The 17,937-nt window shown below is 54.8% G+C and carries 19 protein-coding genes; 8 read left to right on the forward strand and 11 right to left on the reverse strand.

What is annotated here, in order from left to right; genetic code table 11:
* The first annotated feature begins 1 nt into the window (after nt 1).
* The 3 genes from ACN0UH_RS04375 (at nt 2) to ACN0UH_RS04385 (ending at nt 1,799) form a co-directional block, all read left to right on the forward strand.
* Nucleotides 2-274, forward strand: coding sequence for an HU family DNA-binding protein (locus ACN0UH_RS04375; protein WP_010487690.1), 273 nt, complete (start codon nt 2-4; stop codon nt 272-274).
* A gap of 265 nt (nt 275-539) precedes the next feature.
* On the forward strand, nt 540-932 hold the full coding sequence (locus tag ACN0UH_RS04380) for a helicase (RefSeq protein ID WP_417660911.1): 393 nt from the start codon (nt 540-542) through the stop codon (nt 930-932).
* Nucleotides 933-1,061: 129 nt separating this feature from the next.
* Entirely contained in the window at nt 1,062-1,799 is a 738-nt protein-coding gene (locus tag ACN0UH_RS04385; RefSeq protein WP_417660912.1) for a hypothetical protein, read from the forward strand.
* 70 nt (nt 1,800-1,869) lie between these two features.
* Here the strand turns inward: ACN0UH_RS04385 and ACN0UH_RS04390 are convergent, their stop codons facing one another.
* The 3 genes from ACN0UH_RS04390 to ACN0UH_RS04400 all read right to left on the reverse strand — a co-directional run bounded on the left by ACN0UH_RS04390 (nt 1,870) and on the right by ACN0UH_RS04400 (nt 6,413).
* A complete protein-coding gene (locus tag ACN0UH_RS04390) occupies nt 1,870-3,276 on the reverse strand; it encodes an HDOD domain-containing protein (protein ID WP_417660913.1) in 1,407 nt (468 codons plus the stop codon).
* A gap of 126 nt (nt 3,277-3,402) precedes the next feature.
* Entirely contained in the window at nt 3,403-5,478 is a 2,076-nt protein-coding gene (recG, locus tag ACN0UH_RS04395) for an ATP-dependent DNA helicase RecG (protein ID WP_417660914.1), read from the reverse strand.
* A gap of 8 nt (nt 5,479-5,486) precedes the next feature.
* Nucleotides 5,487-6,413: a LysR substrate-binding domain-containing protein gene (locus ACN0UH_RS04400; protein WP_417660915.1), complete on the reverse strand. Its 927-nt coding sequence runs from the start codon at nt 6,411-6,413 to the stop codon at nt 5,487-5,489.
* 98 nt (nt 6,414-6,511) lie between these two features.
* Between ACN0UH_RS04400 and ACN0UH_RS04405 the strand changes: the two genes are divergently transcribed.
* Nucleotides 6,512-7,375, forward strand: a complete 864-nt coding sequence (locus ACN0UH_RS04405; protein ID WP_417661106.1) for an NAD-dependent epimerase/dehydratase family protein — start codon at nt 6,512-6,514, stop codon at nt 7,373-7,375.
* 72 nt (nt 7,376-7,447) lie between these two features.
* Here the strand turns inward: ACN0UH_RS04405 and ACN0UH_RS04410 are convergent, their stop codons facing one another.
* The 6 genes from ACN0UH_RS04410 to ACN0UH_RS04435 all read right to left on the reverse strand — a co-directional run bounded on the left by ACN0UH_RS04410 (nt 7,448) and on the right by ACN0UH_RS04435 (nt 13,357).
* Entirely contained in the window at nt 7,448-7,828 is a 381-nt protein-coding gene (locus ACN0UH_RS04410) for a RidA family protein (protein ID WP_010489176.1), read from the reverse strand.
* Nucleotides 7,829-7,894: 66 nt separating this feature from the next.
* Entirely contained in the window at nt 7,895-10,003 is a 2,109-nt protein-coding gene (spoT, locus tag ACN0UH_RS04415) for a bifunctional GTP diphosphokinase/guanosine-3',5'-bis pyrophosphate 3'-pyrophosphohydrolase (RefSeq protein ID WP_417660916.1), read from the reverse strand.
* A 60-nt stretch (nt 10,004-10,063) separates the two neighbouring features.
* The gene (rpoZ, locus tag ACN0UH_RS04420) at nt 10,064-10,327 is read right to left on the reverse strand and encodes a DNA-directed RNA polymerase subunit omega (RefSeq protein ID WP_010489179.1); all 264 of its coding nucleotides are present in this window, start codon (nt 10,325-10,327) and stop codon (nt 10,064-10,066) included.
* Nucleotides 10,328-10,443: 116 nt separating this feature from the next.
* Nucleotides 10,444-11,064, reverse strand: a complete 621-nt coding sequence (gmk, locus tag ACN0UH_RS04425; RefSeq protein WP_417660917.1) for a guanylate kinase — start codon at nt 11,062-11,064, stop codon at nt 10,444-10,446.
* Nucleotides 11,065-11,423: 359 nt separating this feature from the next.
* A complete protein-coding gene (locus tag ACN0UH_RS04430; protein WP_417660918.1) occupies nt 11,424-12,041 on the reverse strand; it encodes a cytochrome P460 family protein in 618 nt (205 codons plus the stop codon).
* A 452-nt stretch (nt 12,042-12,493) separates the two neighbouring features.
* On the reverse strand, nt 12,494-13,357 hold the full coding sequence (locus ACN0UH_RS04435) for a YicC/YloC family endoribonuclease (protein WP_417660919.1): 864 nt from the start codon (nt 13,355-13,357) through the stop codon (nt 12,494-12,496).
* A gap of 140 nt (nt 13,358-13,497) precedes the next feature.
* Between ACN0UH_RS04435 and rph the strand changes: the two genes are divergently transcribed.
* Entirely contained in the window at nt 13,498-14,220 is a 723-nt protein-coding gene (gene rph / locus ACN0UH_RS04440) for a ribonuclease PH (protein WP_417660920.1), read from the forward strand.
* Nucleotides 14,221-14,252: 32 nt separating this feature from the next.
* Nucleotides 14,253-14,618 carry a DUF4870 domain-containing protein gene (locus ACN0UH_RS04445; protein ID WP_371917474.1) on the forward strand — a complete coding sequence of 122 codons (366 nt, stop codon included), beginning with the start codon at nt 14,253-14,255 and terminating at the stop codon, nt 14,616-14,618.
* Nucleotides 14,619-14,675: 57 nt separating this feature from the next.
* On the opposite strand, the gene ACN0UH_RS04450 is transcribed toward ACN0UH_RS04445, so the two are convergent.
* Nucleotides 14,676-15,455, reverse strand: a complete 780-nt coding sequence (locus ACN0UH_RS04450) for an exodeoxyribonuclease III (protein ID WP_087518759.1) — start codon at nt 15,453-15,455, stop codon at nt 14,676-14,678.
* 92 nt (nt 15,456-15,547) lie between these two features.
* On the opposite strand from ACN0UH_RS04450, the gene pyrE reads away from it, so the two are divergent.
* Both pyrE and ACN0UH_RS04460 read left to right on the forward strand, forming a co-directional pair.
* Complete coding sequence (gene pyrE / locus ACN0UH_RS04455; RefSeq protein ID WP_417660921.1) at nt 15,548-16,189, forward strand: orotate phosphoribosyltransferase; 642 nt, start codon at nt 15,548-15,550, stop codon at nt 16,187-16,189.
* 24 nt (nt 16,190-16,213) lie between these two features.
* Nucleotides 16,214-16,804, forward strand: a complete 591-nt coding sequence (locus ACN0UH_RS04460; protein ID WP_417660922.1) for a DUF4124 domain-containing protein — start codon at nt 16,214-16,216, stop codon at nt 16,802-16,804.
* A gap of 215 nt (nt 16,805-17,019) precedes the next feature.
* On the opposite strand, the gene argB is transcribed toward ACN0UH_RS04460, so the two are convergent.
* On the reverse strand, nt 17,020-17,925 hold the full coding sequence (gene argB / locus ACN0UH_RS04465) for an acetylglutamate kinase (RefSeq protein ID WP_417660923.1): 906 nt from the start codon (nt 17,923-17,925) through the stop codon (nt 17,020-17,022).
* Nucleotides 17,926-17,937 lie beyond the last annotated feature (12 nt).

Consider the following 17,937-nt stretch of genomic DNA (forward strand, 5'->3'; position numbering starts at 1 on the left):
TATGCGTAAACCAGAACTCGCCGCCGCAATCGCGGAAAAAGCTGATCTGAGTAAAGATCAGGCAAATCGTGTGCTTAACGCCGTGCTTGAAGAAATTACTGGTGCACTGAACCGTAAAGACAGTGTGACCCTGGTCGGCTTTGGTACCTTCATACAGCGCCATCGTGGAGCTCGTACTGGTAAAAACCCACAAACTGGTGAGCCAGTAAAAATCAAAGCCAGCAATACAGTAGCTTTCAAGCCGGGCAAGTCTCTGAAGGATGCGGTAAATTAATTGGGATTTGTTTCATTTTCTGTGGATAAGTTCTGCAAGGCCCCGTGAATCGGGGCTTTGTGCTATTTGTAGCAATAAAGGTATCGAAGCGAAGTTTCACTTAATAATCAAATTAATAAGCGATCGGTTTGATTACGACTCCCGTATTGTTCACCCCGAGCTGTTTCTGTGACGGCAATATTATCCACGCTTTAGGCCGGATGTAGTCCTTGCTGCAAACCGCTACAATGCGCCGCCGAATCTTTCGAATACCGAGGCTGTGCGCATGAAGTTCCGTTTTCTGCTGTGGATGTTGGGCCGCATGATGGCTAAGGCCAGCCGTAATAACCCCAAGTTTCAAGAACAACTCGTCGACCGCGATATGGTGTTTCAGTTGCATACCCTAGACGGCAAGATTGCCCGTCACTTCATTGTCAAAGACCAGCGCATCACCAGTAAAAGTGGCCCAGCGGTCGAGCCTGCATTTGCGCTCGGCTTCAAAGATGGCGCCTATGGTTTCGCAACCATGAATGCCAAGAACAAGCAGTTGGCCTTTATGCAGGGCATCCAGAACAAGGATATCCAGATCCAAGGCAATCCTGCGTTAGTTATCTGGTTCCAGGGCCTGACCAAATACCTGATGCCGAAAAAACCGGCCAGTGCAAAAAAAGCGAGCTGAACAGCATTTGTCAGTACCGAGTCTGGTCGCAAGTTCCAGCATTAGGTAGTGTGCATTAGTTGTTGAGTTCTTTGGGCATGGCGTACAGCCTCGCTTGAACTTCAAATCTATGCTCCTGGAAGCTACCTAATGCGTATTTGCTTGTCCCTGCTGTTACTGGCCATTGCATCTTTGGCTCACGCCGCGCCTGCCAAAGTCGAAGATTTCGCCGCAGTGTTTGAGTTGTCTGGTGTGAGTTTGCTGTGTGATCAAACATTGCCGTTGATGCAGCGTGGCCTGGATGATAAGCAACGCGCTCAGGTTGATAAGCTGTTTGACGGTGAAAAGCTTTGTGCCGATCTGGCGAAGAAGCTTTCTACCCAGATTGACTCCGCGCAACTGGAACAGGCTCGTCAGTTACTGAGCAGCCCGCTGGCGAAACACTTCACTCTGGCTGAACGTGCGGTTGCAGACAATGGCGCGGAGCAGCTGAGTGAGTACCGCAAACAACTGGCTGAGCGTCCGCCAAGAACAAGCCGGCTGGTGCTGGTTCGACGTCTCGACAGCGCCGCCCGTACCACGCAAATGGCGACTTTACTGCGTTACGAGTCGGGCAAGACCCAAGCGCTTATGGCAATTAAAGCCCGCGGCGAGAGTTTGGATGAGCAGGCGCTGAGCGCCAAAACTGTTGAGCATCAGCAGGCGCTGCATGCCTCAAGCCAGCAAGCTGTCGAGAGCTATATGCTGTTTGCCTATCGGCGTATTCCGAGTGATGAAATCAACGAATATGCAGCTTTGTATGAGCAGCAATCAGTCAAACAGTTGCTGGACAGCGCAATACAGGCCTTGCCTGAGCTATTTGCTCAACGGCGCGCTCAACTGCCCTGATTCGCACATTAAAAAGGGCCGCATAGGCCATTTTTAATAGCTGCAATACGCTGTTTAAGTCTCTCAGCACTTAGTGCGTGGGATGAACCAATGAAGCCAGCTCACGCAATGCGACCTCGGCTGCAAGCACTTCACTGACCACGGCTTCCGCCTTATCGCGGTTGATATGCAGCGAGTCGAGCAGGTTTTGCGGTATATCGGAGCACGGCCCGGAACCTATTCCACGGTTACGCAACAAGCGCACGGCGAGGTTCACTAGCCTTGGGTAGGCTGCATTCGCTTCGTTATAGTCGGGATCGTTCTGGAAGCGCAGGGCATTAGCCAGTTCTTCTGGCATGTCCCAAGACCGCATCAGCCATGCACCGATCTGATCGCTGCTGATGCCCAGTAGGTGATGTTCGATGTAATTGGGCGTCAGGTGTGGGTTAACCTCAATGTGGCGGCAGATTAACGAAAGATGCGGTGGGAATACATGGGCCAGCACCAGATAACCGAAGTTATGCAGCAAGCCCGCAAGGTAGGTCAGGCCTGCCTCGGGACGTTCAGCACGCGGCATGCTGCGGGTCAGGCCTTCAATGACCGCTGCGGTATAAAGTGCCTGATGCCAGTAAGGCGTCGACCGCTGTGGCTGGTCTTTTGGCGGGCTTAGGGTTTTACCCAGGGCGAGCCCCAGCGCTAAATTGATCACCAGATCAAAACCCAGAACGCGGACGATGGCGTCTTCAACTGAACGTATTTTACCGGGTGCAGCGTAATACGGTGAGGCTGCCCAGCTTATTACCTGAGCGGCAAGTGCTGGGTCTGTTTCGACCACGCCGGTGATGTCATCGATAGTGGCGTTGGGGTCGACGCGCAATTTGATGATTTTTTGGGCGGACTCGGGCAACGGTGGAATTTCGATGGTTTCTTCAAGGCGTTGTTGAATACGCCTTGCCGTGAATGCTTGCACTGCTTGAGTGATTTCGCTGCGGTCGTCGGCAGGGCGGTCGAGGTTGAGTTTGATATTCTTTAGCGGTTCACCAAGTAAGGCCGCGCTGGATTTGCTGAGCAGGACTTGCAAGTCAGCGCGGGCAATTTCCAGCAGTACGCCACTTTGCCCCGATTCGATAAACACCGAAGGCGCTTTGAGTAAGCGGTCATCATAGAGGCACGGAGAATTGAGCAAGGGCGGTAATGCGGGTAGCTCTGATAGCCCGTGCTTGCTGAGCATGCGCTGCTGGCGCTCTGTGGTAACGGTCACCAGCTTTCGCCCAGTCAAGTCTGCAAGGCGACTCAGGTCGAGTAATTGATCTTGGCCAAACAGGACCAGCAATGGCCCGACTGCATCTTCGAGCATCACCGCTTGGACACACTGTGCCGCAGGTAGGTTGTTGTGTTTACGGCAAACGTTGAATGTCACTCCAAGCTTTTGCAGAAACTGCACGATAACCAAAGGCGGTTGCGGCAGGCTATCGAGTGCGGTGTTAGCTTCGTTCATTAGAAAATCCGACGTCAATGCGCGAGTAAAAACAACTAATGTAGTTCAACGGTGTTGGCACGCCGGGAGGAGGGGCGTCAGCGTCCATTGTATCGACCGCGTTACAACAGGCTATACCACTTGTCGTCAAACTTGGCCGTATTGTTGGCCGTGGCGCAGCCAGCGTTCAAGCAGCGGGCTGACGTGATTTGGCCAGTCGTGCAATAAATGCTGGGCCGCGTCTCTGACCGCAGGCAACAGATCTGCGTCTCGCATCAGGTCTGCGACTTTGAACTGCAGCAGGCCAGTTTGACGCGTGCCGAGCATTTCACCAGGGCCACGTAATTCCAAGTCTTTTTCGGCGATGATAAAGCCATCACTCGTCTCACGCATGATACCCAGGCGTTCACGGCCAATTTGCGACAGTGGCGGGTGATAAAGCAGTACGCAATGGCTTGCCGCGCTACCGCGACCTACCCGGCCACGCAGCTGATGCAGTTGTGCGAGGCCCAGCCGCTCGGGATTCTCAATGATCATCAGACTGGCATTAGGCACATCCACACCAACCTCGATCACCGTGGTTGCGACCAATAACTGTAATTGCCCCTGTTTGAAACGGTCCATTACTGCGGCTTTTTCCGCGGGCTTCATGCGCCCGTGGATCAAGCCAACATGCAAACCACCGAGTGCTGCCGACAGGTCTTCGAAGGTGGTTTCGGCTGCCTGACAGGTCAGTTCTTCGGATTCCTCGATCAAGGTGCACACCCAATATGCCTGGCGCCCTTCATTGCAGGCTGAGCGCACTCGGTCGACGACTTCGAAGCGGCGGCTGTCAGCCACCAGCACGGTATTGACCGGCGTTCGTCCGGGCGGCAGTTCGTCGAGGATCGAGGTATCGAGGTCGGCGTAGGCGCTCATCGCCAGCGTGCGCGGAATGGGGGTCGCGGTCATGATCAACTGATGCGGACACATGCGTCCGCCCACGCCTTTCTGACGCAGTGCCAAGCGTTGCTGCACGCCAAAGCGATGTTGCTCGTCGATAATCACCAGAGCGAGGCGGGCGAACTTCACTTCATCCTGAAACAGGGCGTGTGTGCCGACAACCATGGGCACGCCACTGGCAATTTGATCCAGTGCTGCGGCCCGTGTTTTGCCCTTGAGCTTACCGGCCAGCCATGCCACATCGAGCCCCAAGGGGGCGAGCCATTTGCTGAAGTTGATGAAGTGTTGTTCGGCGAGGATCTCAGTCGGTGCCATCAACGCGACTTGATAACCCGCTTCCAGTGCCTGCAATGCGGCAAATGCGGCGACCACGGTTTTACCCGCGCCAACATCGCCTTGAACCAGCCGCAGCATAGGCTCAGGTTGCGCCAGATCGTAGGCAATCTCTGCGCCGACGCGGCGTTGTGCGCCAGTTGGCTGGAAGCCCAGCTGATCGAGAAACAAAGCAGGCAAACGTGCCGCAGGCGGTAACTCCGGTGCTTGCTGGGCGCGCAAGCTTTCACGCAGCCGCTGCAGCGACAGTTGGTGAGTCAGCAACTCCTCAAATGCCAGGCGGTGCTGCGCCCAGTGCCGGCCTTCCGCGAGTTCTTCAAGATCGGCATCTGGCGGCGGTCGGTGCAAGTAGCGAATGGCTTGGTCCAGCGGCTGTAGCCTGTACTCATCCGCTAGTGCCTGTGGCAACCAGTCAGGCAGGCTGTGTGGGCCAAGACGGGCTAGCGTTTGTTCACTGAGTTGGCGCAAGCGTTGCTGGGACAGCCCTTCTGTCGTCGGGTAGATGGGGGTCAGGGTTTGCTCGACGGCAATCGGATCAGTGCCAGAGGTGGCGCGGTATTCCGGGTGGTAGATTTCCAGCCCTGATGAGCCAGGACGGACTTCTCCGTAGCAGCGCACATGGGTGCCGCGTTTCAGGCCTTCCTTCTGAGCTTGGCTGAAATGGTAAAAGCGCAGGCTCAGGGTACCGCTGCCGTCTTGCAGGCGTACCAACAGACTGCGGCGGCGGCCCATGACGATATCCGCGCCTGCAACCACGCCTTCAACCACGGCGTCCTGGCCGGGGCGCAAGGCGCCAATCGGCACGATGCGGGTGCGGTCTTGATAGCGCAGCGGCAGGTGAAACAATACGTCCTGAAGCGTTTCCAGGCCGACCTTTGCCAGCTTTTCAGCCAGCGCCGCGCCAACGCCTTTCAGTGCGGTGACTGAAATCGCTGCTAACTCCGTCATGCCAATCCTTACTCGTTTGACGCCTGCGGTTTGACCACCGAGCAAAGGCGAATCGAGTCAGCCAGGATCTCAATCGCCTTGGGCCGTGGAAAGCTGGCGCGCCAGGCAATCGCAACGGTACGAAATGGCGCAGGAGCCGCTAAGGGGCGAACTTCAATCACGCCCGGCGAGTAGTGATGACTGTTGACTGCCGAGAGCGGCAGAATCGATACGCCAAGACCGGAGGCGACCATGTGCCGGATTGTTTCCAGTGAGCTGGACTCAACTGTGGTGTGCTTGGCATTGTTGTCGCCCCCTTTGCGCAGCGCCGGGCAGGCTTCCAGCACTTGATCGCGGAAGCAATGTCCTTCACCAAGCAACAGCAGGCTCTTATCGTTGAGCAGCTTGCTGTCGATGCTTTTAAGCTCGGTCCAAGGATGACCGGCTGGCAGCAGCGCATAGAATGGCTCATCGTAGAGCGGCAGAGTCAGGACATCGGCCTCCTGGAAAGGCAGGGCGATGATCACTGCATCCAGTTCACCGGTGCGTAGCTTGTCGCGCAGCACATGGGTGAAGTTTTCTTCGATATACAGCGGCATCTGCGGCGCAACACGGTGCAGTTGCGGGATCAGATGCGGGAACAGGTACGGGCCGACGGTATAGATAGCGCCAATTTTCAATGGCGCGGCCAGTTGGTTTTTACCTGCTTGGGCTAATTCACGTATACCTTGAGCCTGCTCAAGCACCTTTTGTGCTTGAGTGACAATGCCTTCGCCGACTGGGGTCAGGCGAACTGCACTTTTACTGCGCTCGAATATCAACACGCCAAGCTCGTCTTCGAGCTTCTTCACGCCGACAGACAAGGTTGGCTGGCTAACGTGGCAGCGTTCAGCAGCGCGGCCGAAATGCTGTTCATGGGCTAGGGTGACGATGTAGCGCAGTTCGGTCAGGGTCATAGTGTTTATCCATTAAGTTGCGCCTTAGCATAGCCTTTGCAATGCGTGGAACCAACAGCGCTAAACTGCGAGGCGAATAAAATATGGAGATTGATGTGATGGCTTTACCGAAAGTGTTGGTCGCCGGGTGCGGTGATGTAGGAACGCGTCTGGCTTTGCGACTCGTTACCGAGGGCTGGACGACCTATGGTTTGCGCCGCTCAGTGCAGGCGTTGCCTGCGCCGATCATCCCGGTGGCTGGCGACTTGAGTGTTGATCAGTGTCCAGCAAATTGGCCATCCGGGTCACTTGATTACGTGGTTTATAGCGCAGCAGCTACTGTGCACGATGAGGCGGGTTATCGAACCGCCTATATTGATGGTTTGCGTCATGTCCTGGCTTGGTTGGCGCAGCACGGGCAAACACCCAAGCGTTTACTGTTTGTATCCAGTAGCGGTGTTTATGGTCAGCAAGACGGCAGTTGGGTCGATGAGACATCTGCCGCTGAGGCGACAGGCTTTTCCGGCAAGGTCATGCGCGAAGCTGAGCAACTGGTTTGGGATTCAGCCATTGCCGCAACCGTAGTGCGTCTAACCGGTATTTATGGTCCGGGCCGTGAGTGGCTGCTCAATCAAGTGCGCCAAGGCTATCGGGTGACGAGTGAGCCGCCGCTCTATGGCAATCGCATTCATGTTGATGATGCGGCCGGTCTGCTGGCGTTTTTGCTGCAAGCAGATGCCAAAGATGTGCCGCTGCAGGATTGCTACATCGGTGTTGATGATGTGCCAGCGCCACTGCATGAAGTGGTTGCCTGGCTGCGTGAGCAACTGGGCGTCAGCCACTGGGCCGAAGACTCGAAGGTGCGTCGTGCAGGGAGTAAGCGTTGCAGCAATGCGCGCGCCAAAGCGCTGGGCTGGGCGCCCAAATACGCGAGTTATCAGCAGGGCTATGCGGCGATTTTGCAGGCGATGGACAAGCACTGATGTGCTGGAGCAAAAAGGCGGGCTAATCTGCTCACGGCCAACTGGGTTGCTGGCCGTGAGTTGCAGCTGGAATTATTCGATAACCAGGATCGCATCCATCTCAACCTGCGCGCCTTTCGGCAATGCGGCAACGCCGATGGCGGCACGCGCCGGGTATGGCGGCTCGAAATAGCGGCCCATCACTTCGTTCACAGTGGCGAAGTGCGACAGGTCGGTCAGGAAGATATTGAGCTTGACGATATCCTTGAATGTGCCGCCTGCAGCTTCAGCAACGCATTTGAGGTTTTCGAACACCTGAACGGTTTGAGCTTCGAAGCCCTCGACCAACTCCATGGTTTTTGGGTCGAGCGGAATCTGGCCGGACATGTACAGGGTGTTGCCCGCTTTGATCGCCTGCGAGTAAGTGCCGATGGCTGCTGGTGCTTTGTCGCTGGTGATTACGCTTTTGCTCATGGAATGCTCCTGATTGATGGAAAACAGACGGAAGTCTGCTCATAGTTGGCTATTCGCGGGCGGCGTTTATGCCTTAACGCGGGTGATGCGCATGACGCCTTTGAGGGCGCGTAGCTTCTTGATCACGCGGGCCAAGTGCACACGGTCATGCACGCTGACCACCAGTTGTACCACGCTGATGCGACCATCTCGCTCGTCCATGCTGATCTTTTCGATGTTGCCGTCAGCGCCGTTCACGCTGCTGGCCAGCAAGGCAATCAAGCCGCGCTGGTGCTCAAGCTCGACCCGCAGTTCAACATTGAACTCGCCGGTGACGTCTTTCGCCCACGACAGCTGAATGCATTTTTCCGGGTTATTGCGCACGTCACCGATATTGCGGCAGGTCTCCAGGTGCACAACCATGCCTTTGCCGGCAGAGAGGTGCCCGACAATAGGGTCGCCCGGAATTGGCGTGCAGCACTTGGCGTAGCTCAAGACCAAGCCTTCAGTACCGCGGATTGCCAGTGGGCTTTCGGTATTTGGCAGCTCTTCGCCGTCGCTGGCGAGCAAGCGGCGAGCGACCACGTAGGCCATGCGATTGCCGAGGCCGATGTCTTCGAGAAGGTCTTCAATAACCTCAAGCTTGTATTCACTGAGCGCATGTTGAATGCGCTCGGCTGGGATTTTCTCAAGGTTGTACTCGAAGCTGGCGAGCACTTTATTGAGCAGCCGCTCGCCAAGGCTGATCGACTCGGAGCGGCGTTGCTGCTTGAGCGCATGACGAATATGGGTACGGGCCTTACCTGTAACCACGAAATTGAGCCATGCCGGGTTCGGGCGGGCGCCCGGGGCACTGACAATCTCAACCGTCGAGCCGCTTTCAAGCGCCTGAGATAATGGTGCGAGGCGACGGTTTATACGGCAGGCAATACAGGTATTGCCGACGTCGGTATGCACCGCGTAGGCGAAGTCGACCGCCGTCGAGCCTTTTGGCAGCTCCATGATGCGACCTTTGGGGGTGAAGACATAAACCTCGTCCGGGAACAGGTCAATCTTCACACTCTCGATAAACTCCAGCGAGTTGCCCGCCCGTTGCTGCATCTCCAACACGCCTTTAACCCACTGGCGAGCACGTGCATGCGTGCCTTTAGGTTGTTCGTCGTCGTTGGATTTATACAGCCAGTGGGCGGCGATGCCATTGTTGGCCATTTCTTCCATTTCGTGGGTACGAATCTGGATTTCGATTGGCACACCATGCATGCCGAACAACGTGGTATGCAGCGACTGGTAGCCATTTGCCTTGGGGATCGCGATGTAATCCTTGAAGCGCCCGGGCAATGGTTTATACAGGTTATGTACTGCGCCGAGCACGCGGTAGCAGGTATCGACTTTATCAACCACGATACGGAATGCGTAAACATCCATGATTTCGTTGAAGGCTCGGCGTTTGCCGCGCATCTTCTGATAAATACCGTACAGGTGCTTCTCGCGGCCCAGCACATTGCCTTCTAGGCCTTCGCGCTCGAGGCAGTGCACAAGTGACTCTTCGATCTTGTTGACGATCTCTTTGCGGTTGCCGCGCGCGCGCCTGACCGAGGCCCGAATCAGCTCGGAGCGCATCGGGTGCATGGCTTTAAAGCCAAGGTCCTCAAACTCCACGCGCATGCTGTGCATGCCGAGCCGGTTGGCGATGGGTGCGTAGATTTCCAGGGTTTCCTTGGCAATGCGCCGGCGTTTTTCGCCAGACAGCACCTCAAGCGTGCGCATGTTGTGCAGACGGTCAGCGAGCTTGACCAGAATCACGCGAATATCGCGCGCCATGGCCATGGCCATCTTCTGGAAGTTTTCAGCTTGAGCTTCAGCCTTGGTCTCGAAATTCATCTGGGTCAGTTTGCTGACCCCATCGACCAATTCCGCTACGGACTCGCCAAACTGCGCTTGCAGGGCTTCCTTGGCGATACCGGTGTCTTCGATTACGTCATGCAGCATTGCGGCCATCAAGCTTTGATGGTCCATGTGCATTTCAGCAAGGATGCAAGCCACAGCCAGCGGATGCGTGACGTAGGCTTCGCCACTGCGCCGGCGTTGGCCGTCGTGGGCTTGTTCAGCGTAATAATACGCTCGGCGAACCAAATTGACTTGGTCGTGGCCGAGGTAGGTCGAAAGTCGATCGGCGAGGGCGTCTAGGCTCGGCATGAGAAATTCTCCTGCTGAGCGTTGTGACCCTGCGCCTTACGACGTCGACCCGGCATAGGCTTACTGAGACTCGTTAGCCTCGTCCTCGAAGGCTGCAAAAAGCGGCTCTTCTTCGACGATCTCGTCTTGGGCGATAACGTCGTAATCAACCAGACCAGCAGCAATTTCACGCAGCGCAACTACAGTTGGCTTGTCGTTTTCCCAAGCCAGTTTTGGCTCTTTGCCGCCAGTGGCGAGTTGACGTGAACGCTTGGTGGCCAGCATGACCAGCTCAAAGCGGTTATCAACGTTGTCCAGGCAATCTTCAACGGTAACGCGGGCCATGGTGTTCCTCGTAACAAATGCAAGTAAAGCTGGGCCCAAATGGGCGAGCGGACTGAATAGTCTAAAAAATCACCAGCATTAAGGGAAGCTTTAGTTTTGTTTAAGCGCCCTGTGGCTCAGGCCAGCAGTTCACTGAGCAAGCCTGCGTGGCGTTGCTGTTGTGAATTTTGCTGCAGCTGGTTGGCGCGGAAAACCGCTTTCAGGTCGCTCAGCGCATGGGCAAAGTCATCGTTGATGATCAGAAAGTCATATTCGACGTAGTGGCTCATCTCGCTGACGGCTTCACGCATGCGTTGCTCAATAATCTCGCCGCTATCCTGCCCGCGGTTCGTGAGGCGATGGCGCAGGGCTTCCTGAGTTGGCGGCAAAATAAAGATTGAGCGCGAGTCCGGCATCAGCTTGCGCACTTGTTGAGCGCCTTGCCAGTCGATTTCAAGAATCAGGTCATAACCTTCCGCCAGGGTTTTTTCCACCCAGGTCTGTGAAGTGCCGTAGAGATTGCCAAAGACTTCAGCGTGTTCAAGAAACTCACTTTTATCGAGCATGCCATGAAACTGCTCGCGATCGACAAAGTGGTAATTCACGCCGTCCGTTTCGCCGGGGCGCATGGTGCGAGTGGTATGTGAAACCGAGACACGAATCATCGCCTCGCTGTCGATCAGGGCCTTGACCAAGCTAGTCTTGCCCGCACCGGATGGCGCGGAAATGATGTAAAGGGTGCCGGTGGTAAGGCTCATGATTGCATCCTAAAAAAGCGGTTTGCCAAGCGTAGCAGCGTATGGCGACACATTATAAGGATGTTGTCGGCGGCTGCATCCGGCAATCGTGATTTTCAGCTTTTCATAAGGTATTAAAAGACATTCAGATTTTGGCAAACTGCTTGGACTCAATTGGACGATACTTCTGGTAAAGCGCATGGCTCTCTGACACCGAGTGCGCCGGTCTGGGCAGGATCGAAAAGGCCGGGGCCAAGCGCGGACATTGGCCGGGCTGCCGTTCAGGGTGAGCGAACAGCAGCTTGGGTGAGTGAAGGTGATTGTTGGCAGCGGAAGGTGGCCTGAAATACGTGGCTGCTTCAGGCTATCGCTCGGCCAATCTATTTAGCTGGCGTAAGTTTCGAGTTGAAACCGCCAGTGGCTTCGATGCCGGTACCTTTGCCTGCCCGGAGTACTGGGTAGTATTGGGTAAACATGAAGTCATCAGCTGCCAGTGCCGCGTGGCAAGCGTTACATTTTTCAGTTGGAAGAGCGCTTGTTGTTTCCTTGAGGGTTTTACCGTCAGTGGTAAAGCTGAAGTAGGCCCAGTTGCCAGGTTCTTTAGGGAAATGCTTACTGTCTTTGATGCTGATTTCAAGACCAATATAATCGCCTTCGAAATAACCAGAACCGCTGGGTGCGGATTTGGTGCCGACGCTGACCATTTCCTTGACCATAATTGCGCCGTCTCGAACGGTGCCTTTTTCTTTCCACTGATTCCAGCTTTGACGGTCTAGGTAAACATTGTGGAATTCAGGGAAAGTAGCTTTGCCGTTATTCATGTCGTTCGGGGTTAGCGGGGTGCCAACAAAAACCCACTCGCGATAGCCGGTTGGGCGTTCGAGCTTGCCATCCTTGATCGTGTATAGATCACTGGCAACTGTGGTTTGGGCAACAAACATCTGGCTGACAGACGCAACAAGGGCTGCGCAAAAAAAACCTTTCGAGGTCGATTTCATACTAAACGGTTCCTTATGTTTTGTATTTATTACGCCATGATTCTCCTCTGGCTATACGAAGTATAGGGGGCGAGCCCAGGGTTTGGCTGGTACGGGGTGCAGTCATCTGCAGAACTTTGGATTGGTGGCGAGTTGATTATTATCGTAAGTTCAGTCGAGGAAAATTCTGTAAAAGCCGTCAGGTAGAAGAGTGTTGGCGAGTCGAAAATGTTTAGTAGGCCTATGGAAAAGGTAGTGACTGACGATAGGACAAGGTAAAAATGTACGAAAAAGCGACCGGGGTCGCGCTCGACTTTAGTGGCCTAAATGAGCATCTTTAGCCGTTTTTAACGCAGCAAGGGCCGCCCAGCTTCGGCTGCCGCAGTAATATCTAGCGCAGTAGTTCTCAGAGGTTCCTTAGGCGCGCTCGGCGATGCCGCAGTAGCAAAGACAGCCGTAAACTTACTTAAATGTCACTCGATATTCTGTACTTGCTCGCGCATTTGTTCGATTAACACCTTGAGATTGACGGCCGCTTGGGTGCTGCGCGCATCAAATGCCTTGGAGCCTAACGTATTGGCTTCGCGGTTAAGCTCTTGCATTAGGAAATCAAGGCGTCGACCTGCTGCACCCGGAGTCTTCAGTACACGGCGAACCTCTGTCACGTGGGTGCTGAGCCGGTCGAGCTCTTCGGCCACATCACTTTTCTGCGCCAGCAATACCATCTCTTGCTCCAGGCGCTGTGGATCTAGCTCCGCTTGCATTTCCTTGCAGCGATCGAGGATTTTCTGGCGCTGAGTCGTCAGCATCAGCGGCACCAACTCGCGCAGTGCTTCGACTTCGGCGCTAATACCGTCGAGGCGATCATTGAGCAGCTTGGCCAGCTCAAGGCCTTCGCGAGCACGGCCTTGTTTGAGCTCTTCAAGCCCTTGCTTGAAGCAGCTTAGCGCTGCTTTGATGAGCGCTTGCGGATCTGCCGAGTCGGCGACCAGCACACCCGGCCAGCCCAGTACTTCGAGTGGGTTGAGCGGCGCTGGGTGCTTGATCAGGCCAGCAACAATCTCGGCTGCGGCTACCAGTTGTGAGGCGCGCTCGCGATCGACCTGAAGCGGTTTGCCGGTGCTTTCCTCGGTGAAACGCAAGGTGCATTCCAGTTTACCGCGTGACAGTCCCTGGCGCAGGGCTTCACGCACAGCGCCTTCAAGGTCGCGAAATGCTTCTGGAAGCCTCAGGTGTGGCTCAAGGTAACGATGATTTACCGAGCGCAGCTCCCAGCTCAAGGTTCCGTGGGCCGTCACCTGTTCGGTGCGGGCGAAGGCAGTCATGCTGTGGATCATGCGCGAACCTCTGACAGAAATAAGCTGGAAAGCCCGAGATTGTAGCGCAGTGCGTCGGTCCGGCCCAATTGGTCATGTCGTCGTAGCGTATGGCGCCCTATAATGGCGGCCAGATTTCAATTCAGAGCAGGAATTCCTTGATGAAACGTCCAAGTGGCCGCGCCGCTGATCAATTGCGTGCAATCCGTATCACCCGTAACTACACCAAGCATGCGGAGGGTTCTGTGCTGGTTGAGTTTGGTGATACCAAAGTGATTTGCACGGTCAGTGTCGAATCTGGCGTACCGCGCTTTCTTAAAGGTCAGGGCCAGGGTTGGTTGACGGCTGAATACGGCATGCTGCCGCGCGCCACCGGTGATCGTAACCAGCGTGAAGCCAGCCGTGGTAAGCAGGGCGGTCGCACGCTGGAAATTCAGCGACTCATCGGTCGCTCATTGCGCGCTGCGCTGGATATGTCGAAGCTGGGCGAGTTCACCCTCTATGTTGATTGCGATGTGATCCAGGCTGATGGCGGCACCCGCACCGCATCGATTACCGGTTCCATGGTTGCCTTGATTGATGCGCTTAAAATGATCAAGAAACGTGGTGGTCTTAAAGGCGGCGACCCGCTCAAGCAGATGATTGCTGCGGTGTCGGTGGGCATGTATCAGGGCGAACCAGTACTTGACCTGGACTACCCAGAAGATTCGGCTGCCGAGACCGATCTGAACGTGGTGATGACCAGCGCTGGCGGCTTTATTGAAGTGCAGGGCACCGCTGAAGGTGCGCCATTCCAGCCGGAAGAGCTGAATGCCATGCTTGCCCTGGCGCAAAAAGGTATGAATGAGTTGTTTGCAATTCAGCAAGCGGCTTTGGCTGATTAATCAAACTGACTAATTTAAACAAGGAGGCAATGATGGAAGAGCAAGTGCCAGTACCGACTCCAAGCCAGGATGCGCGTCAGTGGGCTATGTTTTGTCACTTCGCTGCCTTCCTTGGCTTCGTTTTCCCGTTCGGTAACCTGGTGGGCCCGTTAGTGGTCTGGCAGATCAAGAAGGATCTCGATCCTTTTGTGGATGAGCAGGGCAAAGAGGCGCTGAACTTTCAGATCAGCATCACTATCGCCTTTATGATCAGCATGCTGTTAATGCTGGTGGTGATTGGCTTTGTGCTGACCACGCTGGTAGCGATTGTTGGCGTTGTACTGGCGATTATTGGTGGGATCAAAGCTAATGAAGGTCAGTCATACCGCTATCCATTCTGCTGGCGCATCGTGAAATAGGCAGAATTGAGGCACAAAAAAACCGGCATTGTGCCGGTTTTTTTGTGCCTGATAGTTTTACACGCTGAGAATCCAGTCGTAATCAACGATCAGTGGCGCATGCTGCGAGAAGCGTGGCTGACGCGGCAAGCGTGCGGTACGCACCGTGCGGCGCATACCTGATGTGAGCAATTGATAGTCAAAACGATAACCCAGGTTGAGCATTTCAGCTTGCTCGTTGTCTGGCCACCAACTGAATTGCTCACCTTCACGGCTTACCTCACGCAGGGCATCAACATAGCCCATGGTGTTGGTAATTTCGTCCATCCACGCCCGCTCTGGCGCCATGAATCCAGGCGACTGTTGGCAGTCGCGCCAGTTTTTGGCGTCGAGCTTCTGATGCGCCACATACAGCGAGCCACAATAAATGTACTCGCGGCGCTTGCGGCGCTGCTTGTCCAAGTAACTGGTAAAGTCGTCCATGAACTTGAACTTCTGGTTCAAGCTCTCGTCCCCGCTCAGCCCCGATGGCAACAGCAAGGTGGCGATACTTACCTTGTCAAAATCTGCTTGCAGGTAGCGCCCGTAGCGATCAGCTGATTCAAAGCCTAAACCGCTAATCACCGCCTTGGGCTGTAACCGTGAATACAGAGCCACACCACCTTGGTCTGGAACTTCAGCATCACATGCATAGAGGAAATAGCCATCCAGTTGGAAGGCTTGGTCGTCCAGCTCAAAGGCGGAGGCACGGGTGTCCTGCAGGCAAATCACGTCGGCATTCTGTGCTTGCAGCCAACTGAGCAAACCGCGCTCGACTGCAGCATGAATACCATTCACGTTCACACTGATGATCCGCATAAATGGCCCCCAAAAACACGTGGGTGTATGATACCCGAGGTCGTCATCTTTAGCTAAATTACTAGCCTCATCTGTGTATTCCGGGACAAATCATGCAAGCCTATCAGCGTGACTTCATTCGTTTTGCCATTGAGCGCGGAGTCCTGCGCTTTGGTTCGTTCACCCTTAAATCCGGGCGTGTCAGCCCTTATTTCTTCAATGCGGGCTTGTTTGACAGCGGTTTGGCGCTGGCTCAGCTGGGGCGCTTTTATGCCGCAGCTGTAGTGGATAGCGGCATCGATTTTGACGTGCTTTTTGGCCCTGCTTACAAGGGAATTCCTCTGGCGGCCACCACGGCAGTCGCTTTGGCAGAGCATCATCAGCGCGATATGCCTTGGTGTTTTAACCGTAAAGAGGCTAAAGACCACGGCGAAGGTGGCACCTTGGTTGGTGCGCCATTGGCGGGCAATGTTCTGATTGTGGATGATGTGATTACGGCTGGCACGGCGATCCGTGAGGTCATGCAAATAATTAAATCGCAGAATGCACACTGTGCTGGCGTATTGATTGCATTGAATCGTCAAGAGCGTGGTCAAGGCGACCTTTCGGCTATTCAAGAAGTTGAGCGAGACTTTGCAATGCCGGTGGTGAGTATTGTTTCGCTTGAGCAGGTGCTTGAGTATCTGGCAGAAGATGCTGAACTTAAACAGCACTTGCCTGCGGTGGAAGCGTACCGTGCTCAATATGGGATTTAATGACTGATAGTTAAGGACTTGATTGTGCTGAAACCGGTTTTGCGTTGCTGTTCGCTAATTCTATGCTTACTGCCCTCGGTTGCGGCCAATGCAGGCGACTTACTCTATCGCTACACCGATAGCAAAGGTGGCATCGTTCTTAGCCGTCAGGGCGTGCCGCCGGAGTTTATTAGCAAGGGTTATGAAGTCCTAAATGATCAGGGGCGAGTGGTGCAAGTGATTGCACCTGCGCCAACGCTTGAAGAGCGTCAGCGCTTGCTCAAGGAAAAGGCCCGGGCCAGCTCCGACGCCCAGCTCAAACGACTGTACAGCTCACTTGAAGATATTGATCGAGCGCGTGACCGTAAGCTGGCTGAGCTTGATGGCGTGATTAGCGTGGCTCGCGGTAATCTGCAATCGGTGCGCACTCAGCAGGCTAATTATCAGGCACAGGCAGCTGACTTCGAGCGCAGTGGACGAGATGTCCCCGAGAGTTTGCTGGTGCAGATCAATAACCAAAAAGTCGAGCAACAGCGCCTGATTAGCGATATCAAACGCTATGAAGTCGTGCGCAAGGAATCGGAAGCTAGCTTCAATGCCGACCGTGCGCGCTTTGCAGAGATTATGTCGCGCTGAAAGACGCGGAACTGGGTGGTTGACCCTTTTTCATCCGCCATTTGTAGCTGCAATATTGGTTTGCTTGAACGTTTCGTCGTTTGAGCGATGGCGGACAAGCTTCGTGTTGTCCGCCTTACAGGTCATCATCTCTGGCAAAAAACGTCACGTTACCGCCACAAATTGTCAGTTGCGCAGCAGAGCAGCCATGTCCGGACTGATCTGCTGGCCTGTCATCAGTGGCGTTTGCGGTTGCAGATTTGGGTGCCGACGCCGCTGTCGGTGAAAATTTCCAGCAGCACCGCATTCGGTACCCGGCCATCAATGATGTGCGCGCTGGTCACGCCACCTTGCACGGCTTCGAGGGCGCAGCGGATCTTTGGCAGCATGCCGCCGTAGATGGTGCCATCGGCAATCAGCTCATCAACTTGTTCAGTCGTCAGGCCGGTGAGCACTTCGCCCTGTTTGTTCATCAAGCCGGCGATGTTGGTCAGCAGCATCAGTTTTTCAGCTTTGAGTGCTTCGGCAACTTTACCCGCGACCAAGTCCGCATTGATATTGTAAGACTCGCCGTCAGGACCTACGCCGATGGGCGCAATCACGGGAATGAAATCACCTTTGACCAGCATGTTGATAAGGTCAGTGTTGATCCCAGTGACTTCGCCAACGTGGCCGATATCAATGATTTCAGGCGTGGTCATTTCCGGTGTTTTGCGGGAAACGGTAAGTTTTTTCGCGCGAATCAACGCGGCATCTTTACCCGTCAGGCCGATGGCGCTGCCGCCATGGCGGTTGATCAGGTTGACGATGTCTTTGTTGACCTGACCGCCGAGAACCATTTCAACCACGTCCATGGTTTCCGCATCGGTGACCCGCATGCCATCAACAAAGTGGCTTTCAATCGAAAGGCGCTTGAGCAAGTCGCCAATCTGCGGACCACCGCCGTGAACCACAACAGGGTTGATGCCCACGGCCTTCATCAGCACGATGTCGCGGGCAAAGTTGGTTTTCAACTCATCACTTTCCATGGCGTTGCCACCATATTTCACTACCAAGGTCTTGCCGACAAAGCGGCGAATGTATGGCAGTGCTTCAGAAAGAACTTTGGCCACTTGGGTAGCGGCATCACGCTCAAAGGTCATGCGGGACTCCAT

The sequence above is a fragment of the Pseudomonas sp. genome (assembly GCF_048265905.1).
Lineage (GTDB): Bacteria > Pseudomonadota > Gammaproteobacteria > Pseudomonadales > Pseudomonadaceae > Aquipseudomonas.